Annotated in this window: 15 protein-coding genes; 9 read left to right on the plus strand and 6 right to left on the minus strand. The window is 38.5% G+C overall.

Features of this window, described 5'->3' with window-relative positions; translation table 11 throughout:
* Positions 1-2: 2 nt before the first annotated feature.
* A complete protein-coding gene (gene proS / locus LVD51_RS03550) occupies positions 3-1,469 on the minus strand; it encodes a proline--tRNA ligase (RefSeq protein WP_236969812.1) in 1,467 nt (488 codons plus the stop codon).
* Positions 1,470-1,698: 229 nt separating this feature from the next.
* On the opposite strand from proS, the gene LVD51_RS20110 reads away from it, so the two are divergent.
* The gene (locus tag LVD51_RS20110) at positions 1,699-2,940 is read left to right on the plus strand and encodes a hypothetical protein (protein ID WP_317207893.1); all 1,242 of its coding nucleotides are present in this window, start codon (positions 1,699-1,701) and stop codon (positions 2,938-2,940) included.
* A 126-nt stretch (positions 2,941-3,066) separates the two neighbouring features.
* The gene (locus LVD51_RS03560) at positions 3,067-4,533 is read left to right on the plus strand and encodes a PorV/PorQ family protein (protein ID WP_236969813.1); all 1,467 of its coding nucleotides are present in this window, start codon (positions 3,067-3,069) and stop codon (positions 4,531-4,533) included.
* 199 nt (positions 4,534-4,732) lie between these two features.
* On the opposite strand, the gene LVD51_RS03565 is transcribed toward LVD51_RS03560, so the two are convergent.
* The gene (locus tag LVD51_RS03565) at positions 4,733-6,682 is read right to left on the minus strand and encodes an acetoacetate--CoA ligase (protein WP_236969814.1); all 1,950 of its coding nucleotides are present in this window, start codon (positions 6,680-6,682) and stop codon (positions 4,733-4,735) included.
* Between the two features lie 20 nt (positions 6,683-6,702).
* A complete protein-coding gene (locus tag LVD51_RS03570) occupies positions 6,703-7,851 on the minus strand; it encodes a hypothetical protein (protein WP_236969815.1) in 1,149 nt (382 codons plus the stop codon).
* A gap of 192 nt (positions 7,852-8,043) precedes the next feature.
* Between LVD51_RS03570 and LVD51_RS03575 the strand changes: the two genes are divergently transcribed.
* From LVD51_RS03575 to LVD51_RS03600, 6 genes are all read left to right on the plus strand, one after another.
* Positions 8,044-8,634 (plus strand): thymidine kinase, encoded by a 591-nt coding sequence (locus LVD51_RS03575; RefSeq protein ID WP_236969816.1) that lies wholly within the window; start codon positions 8,044-8,046, stop codon positions 8,632-8,634.
* Between the two features lie 129 nt (positions 8,635-8,763).
* The gene (purH, locus tag LVD51_RS03580) at positions 8,764-10,290 is read left to right on the plus strand and encodes a bifunctional phosphoribosylaminoimidazolecarboxamide formyltransferase/IMP cyclohydrolase (protein WP_236969817.1); all 1,527 of its coding nucleotides are present in this window, start codon (positions 8,764-8,766) and stop codon (positions 10,288-10,290) included.
* 16 nt (positions 10,291-10,306) lie between these two features.
* A complete protein-coding gene (locus LVD51_RS03585; protein ID WP_236969818.1) occupies positions 10,307-11,038 on the plus strand; it encodes a type III pantothenate kinase in 732 nt (243 codons plus the stop codon).
* Positions 11,028-12,371 (plus strand): hypothetical protein, encoded by a 1,344-nt coding sequence (locus LVD51_RS03590; protein WP_236969819.1) that lies wholly within the window; start codon positions 11,028-11,030, stop codon positions 12,369-12,371. Before LVD51_RS03585 ends, LVD51_RS03590 begins: the two co-directional genes overlap by 11 nt.
* Positions 12,372-12,509: 138 nt before the next feature.
* The gene (locus tag LVD51_RS03595) at positions 12,510-13,913 is read left to right on the plus strand and encodes a hypothetical protein (protein WP_236969820.1); all 1,404 of its coding nucleotides are present in this window, start codon (positions 12,510-12,512) and stop codon (positions 13,911-13,913) included.
* Between the two features lie 206 nt (positions 13,914-14,119).
* Positions 14,120-15,559, plus strand: a complete 1,440-nt coding sequence (locus tag LVD51_RS03600; protein ID WP_236969821.1) for a tetratricopeptide repeat protein — start codon at positions 14,120-14,122, stop codon at positions 15,557-15,559.
* Positions 15,560-15,619: 60 nt separating this feature from the next.
* On the opposite strand, the gene trxA is transcribed toward LVD51_RS03600, so the two are convergent.
* Entirely contained in the window at positions 15,620-15,925 is a 306-nt protein-coding gene (trxA, locus tag LVD51_RS03605; RefSeq protein WP_236969822.1) for a thioredoxin, read from the minus strand.
* A 29-nt stretch (positions 15,926-15,954) separates the two neighbouring features.
* On the opposite strand from trxA, the gene LVD51_RS03610 reads away from it, so the two are divergent.
* Positions 15,955-16,512, plus strand: a complete 558-nt coding sequence (locus tag LVD51_RS03610) for an FKBP-type peptidyl-prolyl cis-trans isomerase (RefSeq protein ID WP_236969823.1) — start codon at positions 15,955-15,957, stop codon at positions 16,510-16,512.
* Positions 16,513-16,539: 27 nt separating this feature from the next.
* Here the strand turns inward: LVD51_RS03610 and rbfA are convergent, their stop codons facing one another.
* Positions 16,540-16,887, minus strand: coding sequence for a 30S ribosome-binding factor RbfA (rbfA, locus tag LVD51_RS03615; protein ID WP_236969824.1), 348 nt, complete (start codon positions 16,885-16,887; stop codon positions 16,540-16,542).
* Between the two features lie 1,052 nt (positions 16,888-17,939).
* A partial coding sequence (locus LVD51_RS03620) for an IS66 family transposase (protein WP_236969825.1) occupies positions 17,940-18,548 on the minus strand: 609 nt, incomplete at its 5' end.

Raw genomic sequence — 18,548 nt, forward strand, 5'->3', positions numbered from 1 at the left:
AGTTAATATGCTTTGGCAAATACAACTCTCTGTTTGGATGGTTTGCCAGTAAAGATACATTGACCCTCTTCTTGTTTATTGTTCAAAGGAATACATCGTATAGTGGCTTTTGTTTTTTTCTTTATAGCCTCTTCTGTTTCAGCAGTTCCATCCCAATGCGCATATATAAATCCTCCCTTTTTTTCTAAAGTTTCTTCAAACTCTTCAAAAGTGTCGACATAAGTAGTGTGATCTTCTCTAAATTGAAGGGCTCTATTGAATAGGTTATTTTGAATATCTTCCAATAGTTGTTGGACATATGTGGTTAAACCATCTAGGGCAACCGATGTTTTTTCCTTGGTATCCCTACGAGCAACTTCCACTTGTTGGTTGGCCAAATCCCTCATCCCAATACCGATTCTTACTGGAACACCTCTCAATTCGTGTTCAGCGAACTTAAATCCAGGTCGTTTCTTGGTGTCGTTGTCGTATTGTACGCTTATTCCTGCTGCCTTCAATTCATCCATCATGGCTTGCGCTGCAGCATCGATCTCTGGATTGGGTTTAGGAATGGGCACAATCACTACTTTTATTGGAGCCAATTTGGGTGGGAGAACCAATCCGTCATCGTCAGAATGCGTCATAATAAGTGCGCCAACCAATCTTGTGGAGACCCCCCAAGAAGTGGCCCATACATATTGCTCTTCATTGTTTTCAGTTAAGAATTTAACGTCAAATGCTTTGGCAAAGTTTTGACCGAGGAAGTGTGAAGTCCCGGCCTGTAAGGCTTTTCCGTCTTGCATTAAACCCTCGATAGTATAGGTGTCTAAGGCTCCGGCAAATCTCTCCGTTTCTGTCTTAGTTCCCCGAATGACAGGCATGGCCATATATTCTTCAGCGAAGGTGGCGTAGACTTCTTGCATTTTTCTAGCCTCTTCAATGGCTTCAGCCTCAGTACTATGGGCAGTATGTCCTTCTTGCCACAAAAATTCAGCAGTTCTAAGAAAAAGTCTCGTCCTCATTTCCCATCTTACCACATTGGCCCATTGATTGATCAATAATGGAAGGTCTCGGTAAGACTTGATCCAGTCTTTATAAGTGTTCCATATGATGGTTTCCGATGTTGGGCGCACAATGAGTTCTTCTTCTAATTTGGCATCGGGATCCACAATAATTCCCTCGCCATCTTCTCCATTTTTAAGTCTGTAGTGAGTAACCACGGCACATTCCTTGGCAAATCCCTCCACATGGTCGGCTTCCCTACTCAAAAAAGACTTGGGAATAAATAAGGGGAAATAGGCATTGACATGGCCTGTTTCTTTAAACATATGGTCGAGCTGGGCCTTCATATTTTCCCATATCCCGAATCCATAGGGCTTGATAACCATACAGCCTCTCACCGCTGAATGTTCAGCTAAATCAGCCTTTTTTACGATATCTACATACCATTGGGTATAATTCTCTTCTCTAGATGCCACGCCTTTTGCCATAATATTTTCTTTCTGTTTAGCTATAAAACCTATAATTGTATTAAAAATTTGTTAACCTTGAAACTATTCGCTCATTCTATCCGTCATAGTAGTGTATTTAATTTTCTATCAGGATATAACAAATGATGTTAATTGATCGTCTTTAAGGTATTAATTCGTTATATTTATGGTTCAAAAGTAATAAAATAGTGAAAGGATTTTCTTGGTTATACAAATAAAATATTTAGATATGAATGCTTTAAAATATAAATTCGGTTTAATGTTGGCGCTGTGGCTAACGACTTCTATGTCTGCTTGGGCACAGTTTGATGACGTATATTTTGATCCATCCCAGGATCTGTATACTCCAGCAAGTAGTCAAGTAGCCTCTGTTGATGATGATCGATACCAGTCGCGTTCGTATCAAAGTCAAAACTACGATGACCAAGCTTATGCATATGATGATGATTCATATGATTATTACAACGATGATAGATATGATTACGAAGTAAATAATTATTATTTCGATGATTATGCCTATGCAAGAAGAATTAGTAGATTTCACAGACCATTTTATGGCAGTAATAGAATGTTTATAGATCCATTTATCTATGACATGTATGCTTGTAATGTTTACAGTCCAATATCTTATTATTCTCCATTTAGAATGTCTTTTAATACATTTGCTCCCTTTGGGGGACTGTATTACGGTTCTGGATTTGGAATGAATATTGGCTATGGTTCATTTGGACGGTATGGATATGGATACGGTTCTCCTTACGGTTATGCATCTCCGTATGGAATGTATGGATACTACAATGATCCAATTTATCGTTATAACTATTATAATTCAAGATATCCATATGTATATCAAAATTCAGTAAATCACACCGATCGACCAGTTTATTATCAAGGCGCAAGATCGAGTGCACGAACTGTTCCCACTGCGAGAGATGGTAGAGTACAGATTCGTACTTCGCGAACAACTGACAACTATCAAGCACCTACTACGAGAACATCACCTAGATCTGCGGATCGATCTAATAGAGATTACAATACTTCTCCCAGATCAACGACAGTATCACCTCGAAGTAGTTCAGGAAGTAGTTCAACTGTTCGAAGTGCATCACCTAGAAGTAATACCTACGATCGTTCTACAGCTACGAGATCAGCAACTAGTAGTGATAGATCCAATGTGAGCAAATCTACAACAACGAGAAATTCCTCTAGAATGTCTAATAGTAGTTCGACTAGAAAATATACTCCATCAACTAGAACGACCACTACTAGATCAACAACTAGAACGACGAGAACTTATACTCCATCGACGCGATCTTCTAGCAGTAGTTCAAGAGGTTACAATAGCGGAAGCAGTAATAGTAGACCTAGTTATACTCCTTCAAGAAGTAGTAGTTCTAGATCTTCATCTTCAAGTAGTAGTAGCTCCTCATCAAGTAGTAGTTCTAGTAATCGAAGAACATCACCAAGATAATCATAGTAGATTGCCTATGATATAGGTTAATTAAACTATAAGTCATTCATTACGCAAAGAAAATAAGTGGCTACCCTGTAATTCAAATGTATTATCGGTAGCCATTTTTTTATACAAATAAAAGATATGATCTCTAGAATATTCCTCACCGTAATAGCAGTATGTGGTTTGAATTTATTATCGGCACAAAACTTATTGGATGCGTATCGATATTCCTTTCAAAATCCTACAGGTTCTGCTCGTTTTAATGCCACCAGTGGTGCAATGAATGCCATTGGAGCAGATATTACAACAGGGAGCCATAATCCTGCCGGTATAGCCGCTTTTTGGAAAAGTGAATTGTCATTGACTGGAAACATGGCATTATTGAATACCAATACTAGTTTTATCTCCGTAGGGAGCACAGATAAGTCTTCATCCTTTGAGACCACTATTAACAATGCAGGTATAGTATTCACCACTTACTCACCCAATAAAAACTGGATGGCTAAAAGTTTTTCTATAGGTTACAATAAATTGATGGATTACGATAGAGAAACCTATTACCAAGGGCAGAGTTTGGGAAGTATTAGTGAACGATGGGCTGGTCTGGCTCAAGATTATTATCCAGATGATTTGGGGTATTTTGAGGATGGGATAGCCTACGATGCTGGTGTAATCTACGATATTGAAGGAGATGCAACCTACGAATACGATTATTTCCTTCATGAAGACAAAGCTTTGGATCGCAGTCAAGTAATTGATGAGACAGGAGGATGGAATGAGTTGGCCATTAGTTTTGGAGGAAATTATAGAAATAAGTTGTTGATAGGCATGACTATCGGAATTGATTTTATAAACTATACCAGTGAAAAATTTTACACTGAAACCAATCCTGATCTTGCCTCAATACCACAGTTTGGGGAGTTAAAATTTCAGGAAGATTTGACCGCAAGTGGAATTGGAATTAATGCCAAACTTGGTGCTATTGTAAAAATTACACCAAATATCAATTGGACGGTATTTGCCTCAAGTCCTACAGCACTTTCAATGACAGAAAATTTTACCAATAGGATAAACTATCAATGGTATACCAATGATGGAAGCGTGGGTAGTGGAAGTGGTGATTCGGGAGAAGGACAAGCGGAATATTCTTATATTAATCCATGGAAGCTGTCCACAGGGATAGGTTATATAGTGGGTAAGAATGGTTTTATTGATGCCGAAATCGATTATGTGGGCTATAATTTTTCCAAGTTTCAGTTTGATAATATAGGAGATCGCGACTTTGAAAATGCATTGAATAAGGACATTGATGACAGTTTCGATAATGCCATCAATTTTAGAATTGGAGGAGAATATGTGTTTGGATCGTTTAGAGGTAGAGCCGGCTATCACTTTTACTCATCTCCACTTGAGGAAATATCCAATACCAATGGTTTTAGCTTAGGAATGGGCTTTAGAGGCGAAAATTGGTTTTTAGATATCTCATATCTCAATAGAAATAGCAATAGCCTATACAGCCCTTATTATGTACTCAATGCCGTTGTGCCAGAATTGGACATCGAAAAAAGAGTGGGCAATGTGAGTTTGACCATTGGGTTTAAAATATAATCTTGTCCATCATCTTTAAATGTATTCCGTATTTATCCTAGAGATATTGGTTTTTCTATGGGTATGATTTAGGAAATGACTTCTATATCATTTATTTATCTATTGGCTTTTTATGGTTTTATTTCAATAGTATGGTCATGGACAATGTAGGAGAGACTCTATTGCCAAAGGAATAATATCAGATACCGATAGGGTAATTCTATGGATTGATTTGTTTGGCAAATTCGCAATAAAAGGCCAGACTTTCAGGGTTGCGCATGGCATCCTTCTGTAATGCATTTTCCCCTTGTCGTCCCAATAATATTTTCTTAACCGGGGTTTCCATTTTTTTACCACTTATGGTATAAGGAATGTCAGGTACTTCTATGATTTGATCGGGCACATGTCGTGGCGAACATTTAGATTTTAAACCCTGTTTTATTCGATCTTTGAGATTGTCGGTTAAGGGGTGATTCAGTTTTAAAAATAAGGGCATAAAATGGTCCCCATTTTTCAATTCTAGGTTAACGATTAGGGAATCTACGATATCGTCAAATTGGTCTAGTACACGGTATATTTCGGCAGTACCTATTCTTACGCCGTGACGGTTGAGGGTAGCATCTGATCTCCCGTGGATGGTTATCATTCCTGCGGAGTCTATGGTGACCCAATCTCCATGTCGCCAAACACCAGGATAAACATCGAAATAACTTTCGCGATACCTTTCTTTATTCTCATCATTCCAAAAGTATATCGGCATATTGGGCATGGGTTTGGTAATAACCATTTCTCCCGTTTTATTGAGCACAGGATTCCCGATTTCGTCATAGGCCAATAGATTGATGCCTAGACCGCGACATTGTATTTTTCCTTTTATCACAGGTTTTATAGGGCAGCCCCCTACGAATGCTGTACATACATCGGTTCCACCACTCATGGAACACAACCATACATCATGAGCTACTTTACTGTATATCCAGTCAAATGCTTCTGGGGGCAGGGGAGAACCTGTGGATCCAATGGATCTTAAGTATGGCATCTTGGGCAAATTTATGTCTTGTTTCATACAGGCGATAATAAAAGGTGCACTAGTTCCAAAATGGTGGATAGGCAATTGAGCTGCATGGTTCCATAGATTGTCGAGATTAGGGAATCCTGGACTACCATCATACAATACTGCCGTACCCCCTACGAGGAGGGAGGCCTGTAAGAAATTCCACATCATCCAGCCTGTGGTTGTAAACCAAAAGAAGCGGTCGCCAATCTTGACATCGTTGTGGAATGTAAGATATTTTAAATGTTCCAATAACATCCCTCCATGACTGTGAGTAATCGATTTGGGCAAACCAGTTGTACCCGATGAATACAAGATCCACATCGGATGATCAAAGTCTACTGGATTGAAGCGCAAAGGCTGTACCTTGTTGCGATATATATCTGACCACGAAACTATTCGATGGTCATTCATCCCCTCGGTTTCAATGTCTGGATTGGGGTAGAAGAGTATTTTTTCAACCGATGGCAATTGTGCGATAATTTCCTTTACAACCTCGGTTCGATCATGAATTTTGTTGTTGTATCTATAGCCATTGGTTATTATAAGAATTTTTGGTTGGATTTGTGAAAGTCGATCGAGCACACCTTGACTGCCGAAATCTGGTGAACAAGAGGCCCAGATGGCCCCCAAACCATTGGCTGCCAAAAAACCATATGTGGCTTGTGGAATATTGGGGAGGTAGGCAGCTACCCGATCTCCTTCAGATACCCCATGATCAATAAGGAATTGCTGAACACTGGCTACCTCTGCACTGAGTTTTTTCCATGAGATTTCTTCAGGACCTTGATTTTCAGAGAGGGCGATTAGAGCGGGACGACGATCTGAATAATTTCTAAAAATATGTTCGGTGTAATTTATTTTTGATCCTTTGAACCACTGATAGTTGGGCATTTCACTACCACTCAAGATCTCAGAGTAATTGGCGTGATCAATAATTTTGAAATATTCCCAGAGACTGGACCAGAATCGAGGAATGTCATCGACTGACCACTGCCATAGAGATTCATAATTTTGAAAACTATAGCCATGGTTCTTTTTTAACCACTGCATATATTTTGAAAGCTGGCTGTTGGCAGCAGATTCAGTAGACGGTGTCCAAAGAATATCATTCATATTTGAGAATTTTCGAAAGTTTAATACAATCGACGAACTTGTTTCATGAAGGCATTGACAATGGCCTTCTTTTCTGGCTTGGACCAGTGAAAATCTTCTACCAATTCAGAAATGGCAAACTCTTTTGCCTCTGCATAGGTATAAAAAGATTGAAATTTTTTAAGTGCTTCTTGAAATGGAATAGCTTCACCACCAAATAATTGGTTAATATATAAGATCTTGTCATTGATTCCGAGTACAGAATTGAGATTTTCGATCTTGGCATTGCCCAATCGCCCAGATAAATCACTATCCATTTGGACGTCGAACAATTCAGAGAATTGAGAATTATCTACGGTAGTACTGCTGTGTTGACTCGTTGTGGTTTCTCGATGATATACTTGGTCTTGGCCCCTATTAGATGATGGTGTCTCTTCTTTGTGTTGCGGTGTAGTCACATACTGAGTCCTAGGATATTGTTCTACTTCTGGACTGGGTTGTATCTCAGATCCAGATTGAGTCCCTTGAGCTTCTGTTTCTCGATATTGAAGTGGACTTGGTGGAGTGTTGATACCTTGTGCTGCCGGGGTTTGGGGCGCTGGATTGTATTGTGGAGGCACCTGTTGGTTTACCGGTTGTTGTGTACTTGGTTGAGAAGGTTTAATTTCTTCTACGGTATCTTGTTGACTTGGGCTAACACGATTTATTTCGTTGTTGTTCACCGGGACTGAAGAATATTGGTATGATGTTGGTGCTTGTGCCGCTGGTCTATGGACTGTTGGAGTCTGAGTGTTTGGACTATGAGGTGGTGGTGTCTGAACATTAGGTGTTTCCACTCTATGGGGAAGAGGGGAGGACGTCGGTTGACTGGCAACAGTTGGTGATGGGCTGGCCGGTTGCTGAATCTGGCTATGGTCTGGTATCTCTACTGCTGGAGTAGAATATATGTTATTTGATTTTGTCTCATTGGCGGTTGAAGGCTGACCTTTAGGTAGCGAACTTTCTTCCGGTTGAGAGACAGGCTTGGCTGAGGGTGAATTCGACTGTTTAGGCCATTCTATAAACTCATCATAGAGTCTGCGAATATCTTCCAAAATAATATCCCTGTCTAGGGGAGTCAAACCATCTGGATGTAGGTTGAGTAATGTATCAATTCTTTTTAGATGATATTTAGCCTTATTTAAGTCCATTTTTTACTAACTTTTAATTGAATAACGAAGAATTAATTTTAACATTGTCTTTTAATAAGTATGGCTGTAACGAGATCAAATAAAAAAGGTCTAATTGTGTTAGCCTTTTTATGGATCATGTTATTTTTGGGATACAATATCCTAAAACACCCTAAATATAACAATTATTATCATATTATATAATTAAATCATATGTTTATAGAACCCCATGCTCATAAACAGCGCAGTGGTTGGATAGAAGTTATTAGCGGCTGTATGTTTTCGGGCAAAACGGAAGAATTGATTCGGCGATTAAAGAGAGAACAAATTGCGCGAAGGCAGGTCATGGTATTTAAAAAGTCATATGACAATAGGTATAGTGAGAAGGAGGTTATTTCTCATAACAGCAGTGCAATAGAAAGCATTAACATAGATTTTATTCAGGAAATATACCATTGGATTGAGGATTGTCCAGTAATTGGCATTGACGAGGCCCAGTTTTTTGACGATGAAATAGTAGATGTGGTTCAAGATTTGGCTTTAAAGGGCCGGAGAGTAATTATTACGGGTTTGGATATGGATTATATGGGGAAGCCTTTTGGATCTGTCCCACAATTGATGGCCGTGGCAGAATATGTCACTAAATTACATGCAATTTGCAAACACTGTGGTAGTTTGGCAACACATTCTTATCGACTGATTCCTTCCAAAATCAAAATATTGTTGGGTGAGAAAGATCAATATGAGGCCAGATGTAGGCTTTGTTTTGATATGGGCAATATTTTGGATTTTGAGCCCAAATAGATGATGTATCAAAGACTTCATATCCATTTACTTTGGATTGAAATATTTACTACTTTTGCAATCTATTTTGTAAATCTGATATATATCAGCGGACGATGGTGAGCCAGAATGTCCTACAAACTATTATTTATGGGAAAAAATATAAAAATAAAATCGGCCTTAATTTCTGTATTCTCAAAAGAGGGATTGGCACCTATTGTGGATACTTTAGTAGAAAACAATGTTACTATTTATTCAACAGGAGGAACTTATAAGTTTATAGAAGACTTGGGCCACCCCGTTGAGAAGGTAGAAGATTTAACGACTTACCCCAGTATCTTGGATGGTCGTGTAAAGACTTTACACCCGAAAGTTTTTGGTGGAATTTTGGCACGAAGAGAGGACAGCCATCAATCCCAATTAGAGGATTATGAAATTCCTGAGATTGATTTAGTCATCGTGGACTTGTATCCGTTTGAAAAGACGGTGGCGGAAACCGATGATGAATCTGCTATTATTGAGAAAATCGATATCGGAGGGATTTCCTTGATTCGAGCAGCGGCCAAAAACTACAAAGATGTGGCTGTAGTACCTTCAATGGCTGAGTATTCTTATATTTTGGACGTGTTAAAAACTCAAAAAGGGGAGACTACCTTAGAGCAGCGCAAATATTTGGCAACGAGATCTTTTGGTATTAGCTCTCATTACGACAACGCAATAGCCAATTACTTTTTGTCGAATACCAATGATGACTTTGAGGTGAAATACCGGGGGATTACCGAGATGAGATATGGAGAGAATCCTCATCAATCTGGTGCCTTTTACGGTGATATGTCTGAAGTATTTACCAAATTGGGTGGCAAGGATTTGTCTTACAACAATTTGGTTGATGTAGATGCAGCCATTCAGCTAATGGCAGAGTTTGAAGATCAGAAGACTACATTTGCAGTGTTGAAACACACCAATGCTTGTGGTATAGCTACAGCAAATACCACTCACGAGGCTTGGACAAAAGCTTTGGCTGCCGATCCTGTATCTGCCTTTGGGGGAATATTGATTACCAATGGAGAAGTGGATTTGGCGACTGCTGAAGAGATCAACAAATTGTTTTATGAAGTATTGATCGCTCCATCATTCCAACCAGAGGCCTTGAAGCTGTTGTTGTCTAAGAAAAAGAGAATTATCTTATCGATTAAAGATTTTTATCGTCCCATAAAAAGTTTTAAATCCTTGATAAATGGAGTATTGGTTCAAGACACGGATTTAAAAATTGAATCAAAGGAAGACTTTACCATTGCCACTAAGGTCGCTCCAACTGCTGAAGAAATGCAAGATCTCGTATTTGCCAATAAATGTGTAAAACACCTTAAATCCAATGGTATTGCACTGGTGAAGGATGGACAATTAATCGCTATGGGCTGTGGTCAGACCAGCAGAGTAGATGCTCTGAAACAAGCCATTGCCAAAGCCGAATCATTTGGATTTACCGTAGCGGGATCAGTTATGGCTTCCGAAGCATTTTTCCCTTTTAGTGATTGTGTAGAAATAGCCCACGAATCTGGTATCCATGCAGTGGTGCAGCCTGGAGGTTCGATTAAAGACAAAGACAGTATCGAGTATTGCGATTCACAGGGAATGGCTATGGTCACTACAGGCATAAGACATTTTAAGCATTAATGCAAGGCTGAATTATATGAAAAACTTGGTATTAGATTTTGGCAACACCAATCGAAAATTGGGATTGTTTGAAGAAAAAATCTTAATAGATAACTATATCTATAACCGAGTAAACTTTAATATAACAATATTGGACGAAATATGGACTTCATTTCAGCCGAATCGAATCGTTATTTCGTCCACTTCTCATCTCAGTGCTGAGGAAAAGAAATGGATGAGTGATAAGAAGGTATTAGAAGTAAGCCACGAACTTAGTTACCCATTCGATATATTATATACTACGCCAGCAACATTGGGACGAGATCGATTGGCAGCCGTTAGCGCTGCTGATTCGTTGTATAGAGGACATTCCAGTTTAATCATCGATGCCGGAACTTGCATTACTTATGATTTTATTTCTAAAGAAGGACAGTACATCGGTGGCAATATTGCTCCGGGAATTGATATGAGACTGAAGGCTATGAACACTTATTCCGATCATTTGCCCTTGGTCTCAAAAGAAAATATACCAGAATTGCTAATGGGTAATTCTACAGAATCTGCACTTCAGAATGGCGGAATTAAGATGGCCATTATGGAAGCAGAAGAAATAATAAGAAGGTTAAGATCTTTATATGGTGACTTTAACATCATATTAACAGGAGGTGATGGAGACCTATTTGAAAAATATTTGAATTATAAGCTATTTGTGCATCCGGATCTCGTTTTATTCGGACTAAATGAAATTTTAATAAACAATGAAGTTTAATTATATCTTTTTAACAGTATTGATCTTGATAGGTAGTCGAGATGTTTGGGCACAACTCAGTGAAAATTCACCATTATCTGCTATAGGTATCGGCGATTTGTCTGAGCGATCTGTCGTATCCACTAATTCTATGCCCGGCTTTTTAGCCACCTATGCCGATCCTTACAACGTAAACCTTGTCAATCCTGCTTCCTACGCCAGCTTAGCGGCCACGGCTTTTGATCTAGGTATAGATGCTGTGTATTCTAAGATTAAGGATAACAACACAACCCAATCTGCTTGGGGAGGTAATTTTAAATACCTATCTCTTTCTTTTCCATTGTCCAGTCCGGTAAACATTTTATTGGATCGCAAGGAAAAGCCATTTAAAATGGGAATGAATATTTCTTTGTTGCCTGTCAGTAGGATGGATTATCGGATAAACCAGACTATCAACAGTGAATCAGAAGGGGAAGTCTTGAGACAATACGGGGGCAATGGAGGACTAAATAAATTTCAATTGGGAAGTGGGGGTAAGTATAAAAATCTTTCCTTTGGACTCAATATTGGATTCTTATTTGGAAGCATAGAAAACGAACAAGCGCTGTTAGATTTAGCGAATACTAACGCATACCACTCCTATACTAAGAATAGTCGGACTTACAATGGATTTATTTGGAATGCTGGACTTCAGTATCGGTATTACTTGAATCAAGATGTTGAAAATCCAGAAAATTCATCTTGGTTGACTTTTGGATTATACGGAAACACCAATATTGGAGTCAACGTAGATCAGGAGAATATTGTACTTCGGAGAAATGCTGGATTTGAGGGATTAGACGATGAAAATATGGCCAATGAGTTTATTGATACCATTTCTATTTCGTCCAGTAATGGCTTGGAAAGTTCTCTTCCTGCGGAAATAGGATTGGGTATTATGTATTCCAAATCCAATCGATTGAGAGTAGGGTTAAATTTTGCTTACAATAATTGGGAAAATTTTAATAATATCTTAAATATTGGTACTTTGCGTAACTCTTGGAACGTGGCTTCGTCATTGGAGTACACCCCTAATCCGGGTGCGATATTAAATTATTGGGATCGCGTTTCATACAGAGGGTCTGTATATTATAACAATGATGCTAGGGAATTTAGTGGAGATGGATTAAGTAAAAAAGGAGTTCAAGTGGGATTGGGCTTGCCTATTTTCCAAAAAAGACAGCTGTCTTATTTTAATATAGCTGTGGATATGGGGCAATTGTCTAATAATACGGTCACCGAAAATTTTGTAAGATTTAATTTAGGGGTGACATTAAATAATAACCTTTGGTTTTATAAACGAAAATTTGAATAACCATTTATATATATCTTAAAATCGACTATTTTTGTCCGATCCAATAAAAATGGATGTTAAATAGATTTACACAGAGGTGGGTATTGGGCTAGAAAAGCTGTAGTTACTGATTTCTAAAGATTTGAAAATTTTAAACAGATGAAAAAATTATTAATTGTTTTCCTTGTGGCAATATTGGCCAATGTAGATGCTTTTGGTCAGTGCAAAACATGGGTTGATTCACCTCAGAAAGAAGAAGGTGAAAACTATCACAGTATTTATAGACCATTGGTCAGAAATGAGAAGTATGAGCAGGCCTTCCCTCATTGGCAAAAAGCCTTTGAAATCGCACCAGCGGCCGATGGGAAAAGAGATTATCACTATATGGATGGGATAGCCATCTACAAACATTTCTTTAATAGCGAGACTGATGCAGCTAAAAAAGAAGAATACAAACAAAAGATATTGGAACTTTACCAAGGTGCTATTGATTGTTATGAAGCACGGGTAATTGAGGTGAGAGATTGTGATGATCTGTGTTACAATGCCTTAATCGGTAAAATATACGGACGAATGGGTTACGATATGTTCTATGCCCTACAATCACCGTATGAAGAGACCAAAAAAGCCATGGAAAAAGCCATTGAGTATGTGGGTAAAGGGGTAGAGTACATTGTGTTGGAACCTTTGGCCTATATTACTGTCGCTGATTTCCAAGCGGGTAAAATTTCTGCCGATGAGACTAGAAAAGTACACGATGAGTTAATCGAAATAGCTGACTACAACATCGAAGTGGATCAAGAATTTGGTGAGTATTACGACATTACCAAGCAGCGATTTTTGGCTTACTTTAAGCCTATCGAAAGCAAGATCTTTGACTGTGCTTATTTCAAAACCAAACTCATGCCTTTGTATGAAGAGAATCCCAAAGATTTTGACAATCTAAAATACATATTCAGTGTTCTTAAACAACAGGGATGTGCGGACGACGACGAATTCTTGGTAAAAGTTAAAACGGAATACGAAACTTTGGCTGCCGAGTTTAATGCAGAAAAATTGGCTGAATTGGAAGCTAAAAACCCTGGTTATGCAGCGAAGAAAAGATATGACGAAGGCAATTATGAAGCAGCAGCCGAAAAATATGAGGAAGCTGCAGCAGCTGAAGAAGATGTTGAGAAGAAGGCCAGTTACTATTTCTCTTTGGCTTCTATCCAGTTTAGAAATTTGAAAAAATATGCCGATGCTAGAAAAAATGCTTTGTTGGCGGCACAATATCGACCTGATTGGGGAAGACCTTATATGTTGATCGGTGATATGTATGCTACTTCAAGTAGAAATTGTGGAGATGCATGGAATCAAAGACTTGCTGTAGTTGCGGCCATCGACAAATATTCTAGAGCCAAGTCTGTAGATAGCAGTGTAGCTCAAGAGGCCAGTTCACGGATTGCTCGATACAGTGCATCAAGACCAGACAAGGAAGATGCCTTTATGAGAGGATTTACTGACGGAGCGACTACTAAGGTAGGATGCTGGATCGGTGAGACTGTCAAATTGAATTTTTAAGTCAATCTAATCTAAGATATATGAACCTCCTCTGGTGTAATACTAGAGGAGGTTTTTTTATGTATGGATATTCCTTTATTACAAGGATTTAAATATTTCTGGGATAATTGGCGTTACCGTGGTATAATATGATAATCAACAAGGACGCAGGATGGACTATATTTTAACCAAAATTCTTATATTCACGCGTTATAATAAATGTCTATATGATGAGAGTAAATCTAGGTTTCTTTATTTTGGCCGTAATGGCGGTTTTTTGTTTTAATTGTACACCGAAGCTATCTACTGATATAGGAGAAGAAAATCAACAAGCTGCTGCCTCAGATGTGATGCAGGATCTGGGACCTTGTGCTACTTTTTCGGATTCTCCAATGGGAGATGATGCGATTACCGCTCATGTGCTTTATCGGGATTTGTTAAAGATGAAAAAATACGATCAGGCCTTCCCTTTTTGGAAAAAGGCCTATAAAATCGCTCCAGCTGCCGATGGAAAGCGGAATACTCATTTTGCTGATGGTATCTACTTTTATCAGCGATTTTACGAGGCTGCTACCGATGAGGAATTGAAATCCAAGTACGTAGACACCATTTTTGGATTATACGATCAGATGGCTGCATGTTATGGCAAAGACGGATATGTAGCTGGTCGTAAGGCTTTTGATTATTATTATACCTATAAAGATTTAGTAGATCAAGATTCAATCTATTCTCTGTTTACTCAATCCTTGGACATGGATGGAGATAGTGCCTACTTTTTTATTTTAAATCCATTTACAGATTTATTGGTACGTCGATATTTTGACGATAAAGTATCTTTTGAAGAGGCACAACAATACGCTTCCAAAATATTGAACCGCCTTCAGATTGGTCTCGATAGTGGAAAAGATAAGGCGCAATGGGACATTATCAATAACTATGTACCTGCGCGTTTGTCCGCTTTTGAAGGAGAAAAAGGATTTTTTGATTGCAACTATTATATCGAAAAATACATTCCAGAATTTGAGGCAGCAGGCAATGATTGCGAAGTTATCAATACAGTGTATCGCAATCTAATTTGGGGAGGCTGTGCAGCTGATGATCCTCATATAGTGAGAGTTCGGCAAGCACGAGATGCCAATTGTAAACAGCCAGAAGTAGCCAGTAAGTCATCGAAGGCTCGCGAAGGCTTTAATGCTCTAGAAAGCGGGGATTTTGAGTTGGCTATCGACTTATTTGATCAGGCGGCTAATGAAACTACAGATACTGAACGACAGGCGCAGTTGTACTTAGTGATTGCTAAAATATATTATGGAAGTTTAAAAAGATTTCCAGAGGCGAGGACTTATGCATTGAAGGCAGCTTCTGTGAAGGACAATTGGGGAGCACCTTATTTGTTGATCGGCAAGCTCTATGCCAGTTCAGGTCCTTTGTGCGGACCAGGAACCGGATGGGATAGCCAGATTGTTACATGGCCAGCAATTGATAAATGGGAAGTCGCCAGAAAAATAGATCCCGAGTCAGCGGCTGAAGCCAGTCAACTCATCAGTAGATATCGACAATATATGCCCACAAAGGAAGATGTATTTATCAGAACCCTAAAGGCAGGTGAATCTTTTAGAGTCAACTGTTGGATCCAAGAAACTACCCGTATTCGAACCGTTGATTAATACCAAAGAGTTGACCAAAGGTTGTTAGATTCTATCTTTGTAGGCATATTATAATAACTGTCAATTGGTAAGCTTAGCCACTTGTTTGGTTAATTCGGAAACGGGTTGAACCCCACTTGCCGACCATTTAAGTTCTCCATTTTGATAGAGATGGACAGTAGGTACACTCATAATGCCCAATTGGGATGCGATTTTTTGATTTTTATCGATATCAATCTTTACAATTCGCACTTTTTCACCCATTTGGTCTTTGAATGATTGTAGAATTGGACTAAACGATTTACAAGGTCCACACCAGGTTGCATAGAAATCAATGAGAACCGGAGTTGAACTTTGAATGAGTTCGGGAAAATTAGATTTTGACATAGTATGAATTGTTTTTTAATTTTAAGATCATGATTCAAAATATAACAAGCTACTTAATTTTTGGTTTAATTCTATTGATATCTTGTAATTCCAACCCTTCTACTACAGAAGAAAAGGGCATAACTGAAACTCAGGAGGAGTTGTCCGAAGATGAAAACATTAGATTGGCAATGTTGCTTAAGTCTTCCCCTCAGACTTATATAGATGTGCAGTACAACGATTTAATAGAATATGCGATAGAGAAGCAATGGCCTGTACAAGCTTCACCTAGCGGTCTTCTATACTGGGTGGAAAAAGAGGGGCGAGCTGTCCAATGGACGGACACTTCTACTTTTCAAGCTCATTATACAGGGAATTTATTGGACGATAAGGTTTTTGATAGCAGTTTCAGTAGAAACCGTGCTTCCACTTTTCGTTTGGACGAAGTAATCCCGGCTTGGCAGGAAGCTGTGCGATGGATAGGTGAGGGGGGAGTCATTAAAATTCTCGCTACCTCGAATCACGGTTATGGGAATCGTTCCATATCCGATGACATCAAACCCTATACCCCTTTGATCTTCGATTTGGAAGTCATCAAAGTCGAATAAAAGCAAGACACGATATTAATTCAAGACTTAAGGTTGGATTTCGTCGAATAGATTGTTGAGTCGATACATTTCATCTAAAGTGTCATCTAATACAAAATCGATGTCGGGAACGCGTCGAATATGTTTTTTAATTCTCGATCCAAATGCTGATTTTAATCTCGATTTTTCAGATTCCATTTCCAAGATTACATTGGCTTTGTCTTCTCGGTTGTAGACACTTAAATATATTTTGGCATATCTGAGGTCAGAACTCATATGCACATGAGTAATACTCACTAGGGCATCTTTGTATATGTAACTTCCTTCGTGTTGTAAAACTACACTAAAATGCCTTTTTACCAATTCTCCTACTTGTTGTTGTCGCTTATTTTGCATAGTTTAACTTTATTTGTCTACCTCTTAATGGACTTTATTTGAAATTAAGTCTTAAAACGGAGGATTAATTGGAGGTATTGTTCCTTTGAAATATCAAATATCTTAATATTTATTTAAGTTTGGGCATGGATTCTCATATAAATTGTAAGCTTCTATGTCATTGGACTAAGGTGTTGTAGTGACGATAAGGTCAAGCTACATGTCGAGGTATGTGATGAAAATAATCGATTATTGGGGATCTTATACGATAAAAAATGGTAATTAAACGTAAGCGACCAAGTAATTACGTCTTTATGCAGTAATTAATCGAGATGAACCTTTTGTAAAATGAACAGCTTAATTCATTGGTTTTATCATAGAATACTCGGGTATGCCCGATCATCTTAATAAATAAGTCCTAAAAGGAAGTAGTCAAATAGCCGTGGTTTGAAAAACCACGGTAATGGCATCAAACAATGTTGATTTGGCGGACTTTTTGCCAAATGAGAATTAGTTGACCATACTATCTACTGACAATATCACCAACCTTTTTATATTATCTGATTGCAAAAAGTGTGATAAATCCATATGCATCGCCATTTATCTTATCATTCAATTCGCATCAATCTTTGATTTTAATAGAGACATGATATTTGCTGCCGATTTTACGGGGCATTGATACCTCGACGTAGAGACACGACTGAATGAAGTAGTCTGAAAGACTACCAAATGCCCTTAATGGGTATTTGATAAAGGAGCCGAAACCTCCGCGTTTCGGGAGGGCTGGCCTTGCGTCTCCTAACACCACCTATTTGAGACGCAGGGTATTGCGTCTTAAATATTGTAGATTGAGACTAATTATTATGTTTTTGATAGCAATAATTTAACTTACTATAATGATGCGTCGTCATGCCACAATGGGCATGACTTCACTCATCCGATGGATATTTAATCCATCGGGTTGCTCTATAGAGCAACGTATGCGACCAAGCAACTACGTCTTTATGCAATAATCAATCGAGATGAACCTTTTGTAAAATGAACGTAAGCGACCAAGCAACTACGTATAAAAATTACAATGGTGATTCTCCAGGCAAAAGTTCATAAATGCGATTCACAGGATAAGATGAGATTTTTTCCAGCGTTTCTTTTAGCCATACCATTTCGTTGATGCCACGTTGTTTGCATGTTAATAGTAAAGAATACAGCATTGCAATATTTTGAGCTCCTTCATGGGATCCAGCAAATAAAAAGTTTTTCCTGCCCAGTGCCAATGGCCTTATTTGGTTCTCAATTAAATTATTGTCCAATTGAAAACGTGGATTTTCAGCTGCTGCTTTTATTTTTTTCCATTGGGCATTATAGTAATACATGGCCTTTCCGATCAGACTTTTAGGCAATACATTTTCGTAGTCTGATAAACATCGACTATGTATTTGTTCCAATATTGGTAAGATTTCTTCCGTACGTACTTTCTGTCGTTCTTCCATGGTTCCATCCCTGCAAGCTGCTTCCTTGCGATAAACCGTTTGGATTTGACTCAATACCCAATGCGACCTTTCAGCATCACTATCTTTGGCTTTTTCAAAATATCGACGTGCATGGGCTAGGCAACCCAATAAAGTAATTGAGGGTTTTGCTTTGGCTATATTATCATAAACCTTGTAACCATCACATTGGAC

Source organism: Membranihabitans marinus (assembly GCF_021729155.1).
GTDB lineage: Bacteria > Bacteroidota > Bacteroidia > Chitinophagales > Saprospiraceae > Membranihabitans > Membranihabitans marinus.

Bases quoted from the DNA above. Each gene is read 5' to 3' on its own strand.
- trxA (WP_236969822.1), bottom strand. From the start codon at position 15,925: ATGTCAAAATCTAATTTTCCCGAACTCATTCAAAGTTCAACTCCGGTT.
- LVD51_RS20110 (WP_317207893.1), top strand. From the start codon at position 1,699: ATGAATGCTTTAAAATATAAATTCGGTTTAATGTTGGCGCTGTGGCTA.
- LVD51_RS03590 (WP_236969819.1), top strand. From the start codon at position 11,028: ATGAAGTTTAATTATATCTTTTTAACAGTATTGATCTTGATAGGTAGT.
- LVD51_RS03610 (WP_236969823.1), top strand. From the start codon at position 15,955: ATGATTCAAAATATAACAAGCTACTTAATTTTTGGTTTAATTCTATTG.
- LVD51_RS03570 (WP_236969815.1), bottom strand. From the start codon at position 7,851: ATGGACTTAAATAAGGCTAAATATCATCTAAAAAGAATTGATACATTA.
- LVD51_RS03600 (WP_236969821.1), top strand. From the start codon at position 14,120: ATGATGAGAGTAAATCTAGGTTTCTTTATTTTGGCCGTAATGGCGGTT.
- proS (WP_236969812.1), bottom strand. From the start codon at position 1,469: ATGGCAAAAGGCGTGGCATCTAGAGAAGAGAATTATACCCAATGGTAT.
- LVD51_RS03595 (WP_236969820.1), top strand. From the start codon at position 12,510: ATGAAAAAATTATTAATTGTTTTCCTTGTGGCAATATTGGCCAATGTA.
- LVD51_RS03585 (WP_236969818.1), top strand. From the start codon at position 10,307: ATGAAAAACTTGGTATTAGATTTTGGCAACACCAATCGAAAATTGGGA.
- LVD51_RS03565 (WP_236969814.1), bottom strand. From the start codon at position 6,682: ATGAATGATATTCTTTGGACACCGTCTACTGAATCTGCTGCCAACAGC.
- LVD51_RS03575 (WP_236969816.1), top strand. From the start codon at position 8,044: ATGTTTATAGAACCCCATGCTCATAAACAGCGCAGTGGTTGGATAGAA.
- LVD51_RS03560 (WP_236969813.1), top strand. From the start codon at position 3,067: ATGATCTCTAGAATATTCCTCACCGTAATAGCAGTATGTGGTTTGAAT.
- rbfA (WP_236969824.1), bottom strand. From the start codon at position 16,887: ATGCAAAATAAGCGACAACAACAAGTAGGAGAATTGGTAAAAAGGCAT.
- purH (WP_236969817.1), top strand. From the start codon at position 8,764: ATGGGAAAAAATATAAAAATAAAATCGGCCTTAATTTCTGTATTCTCA.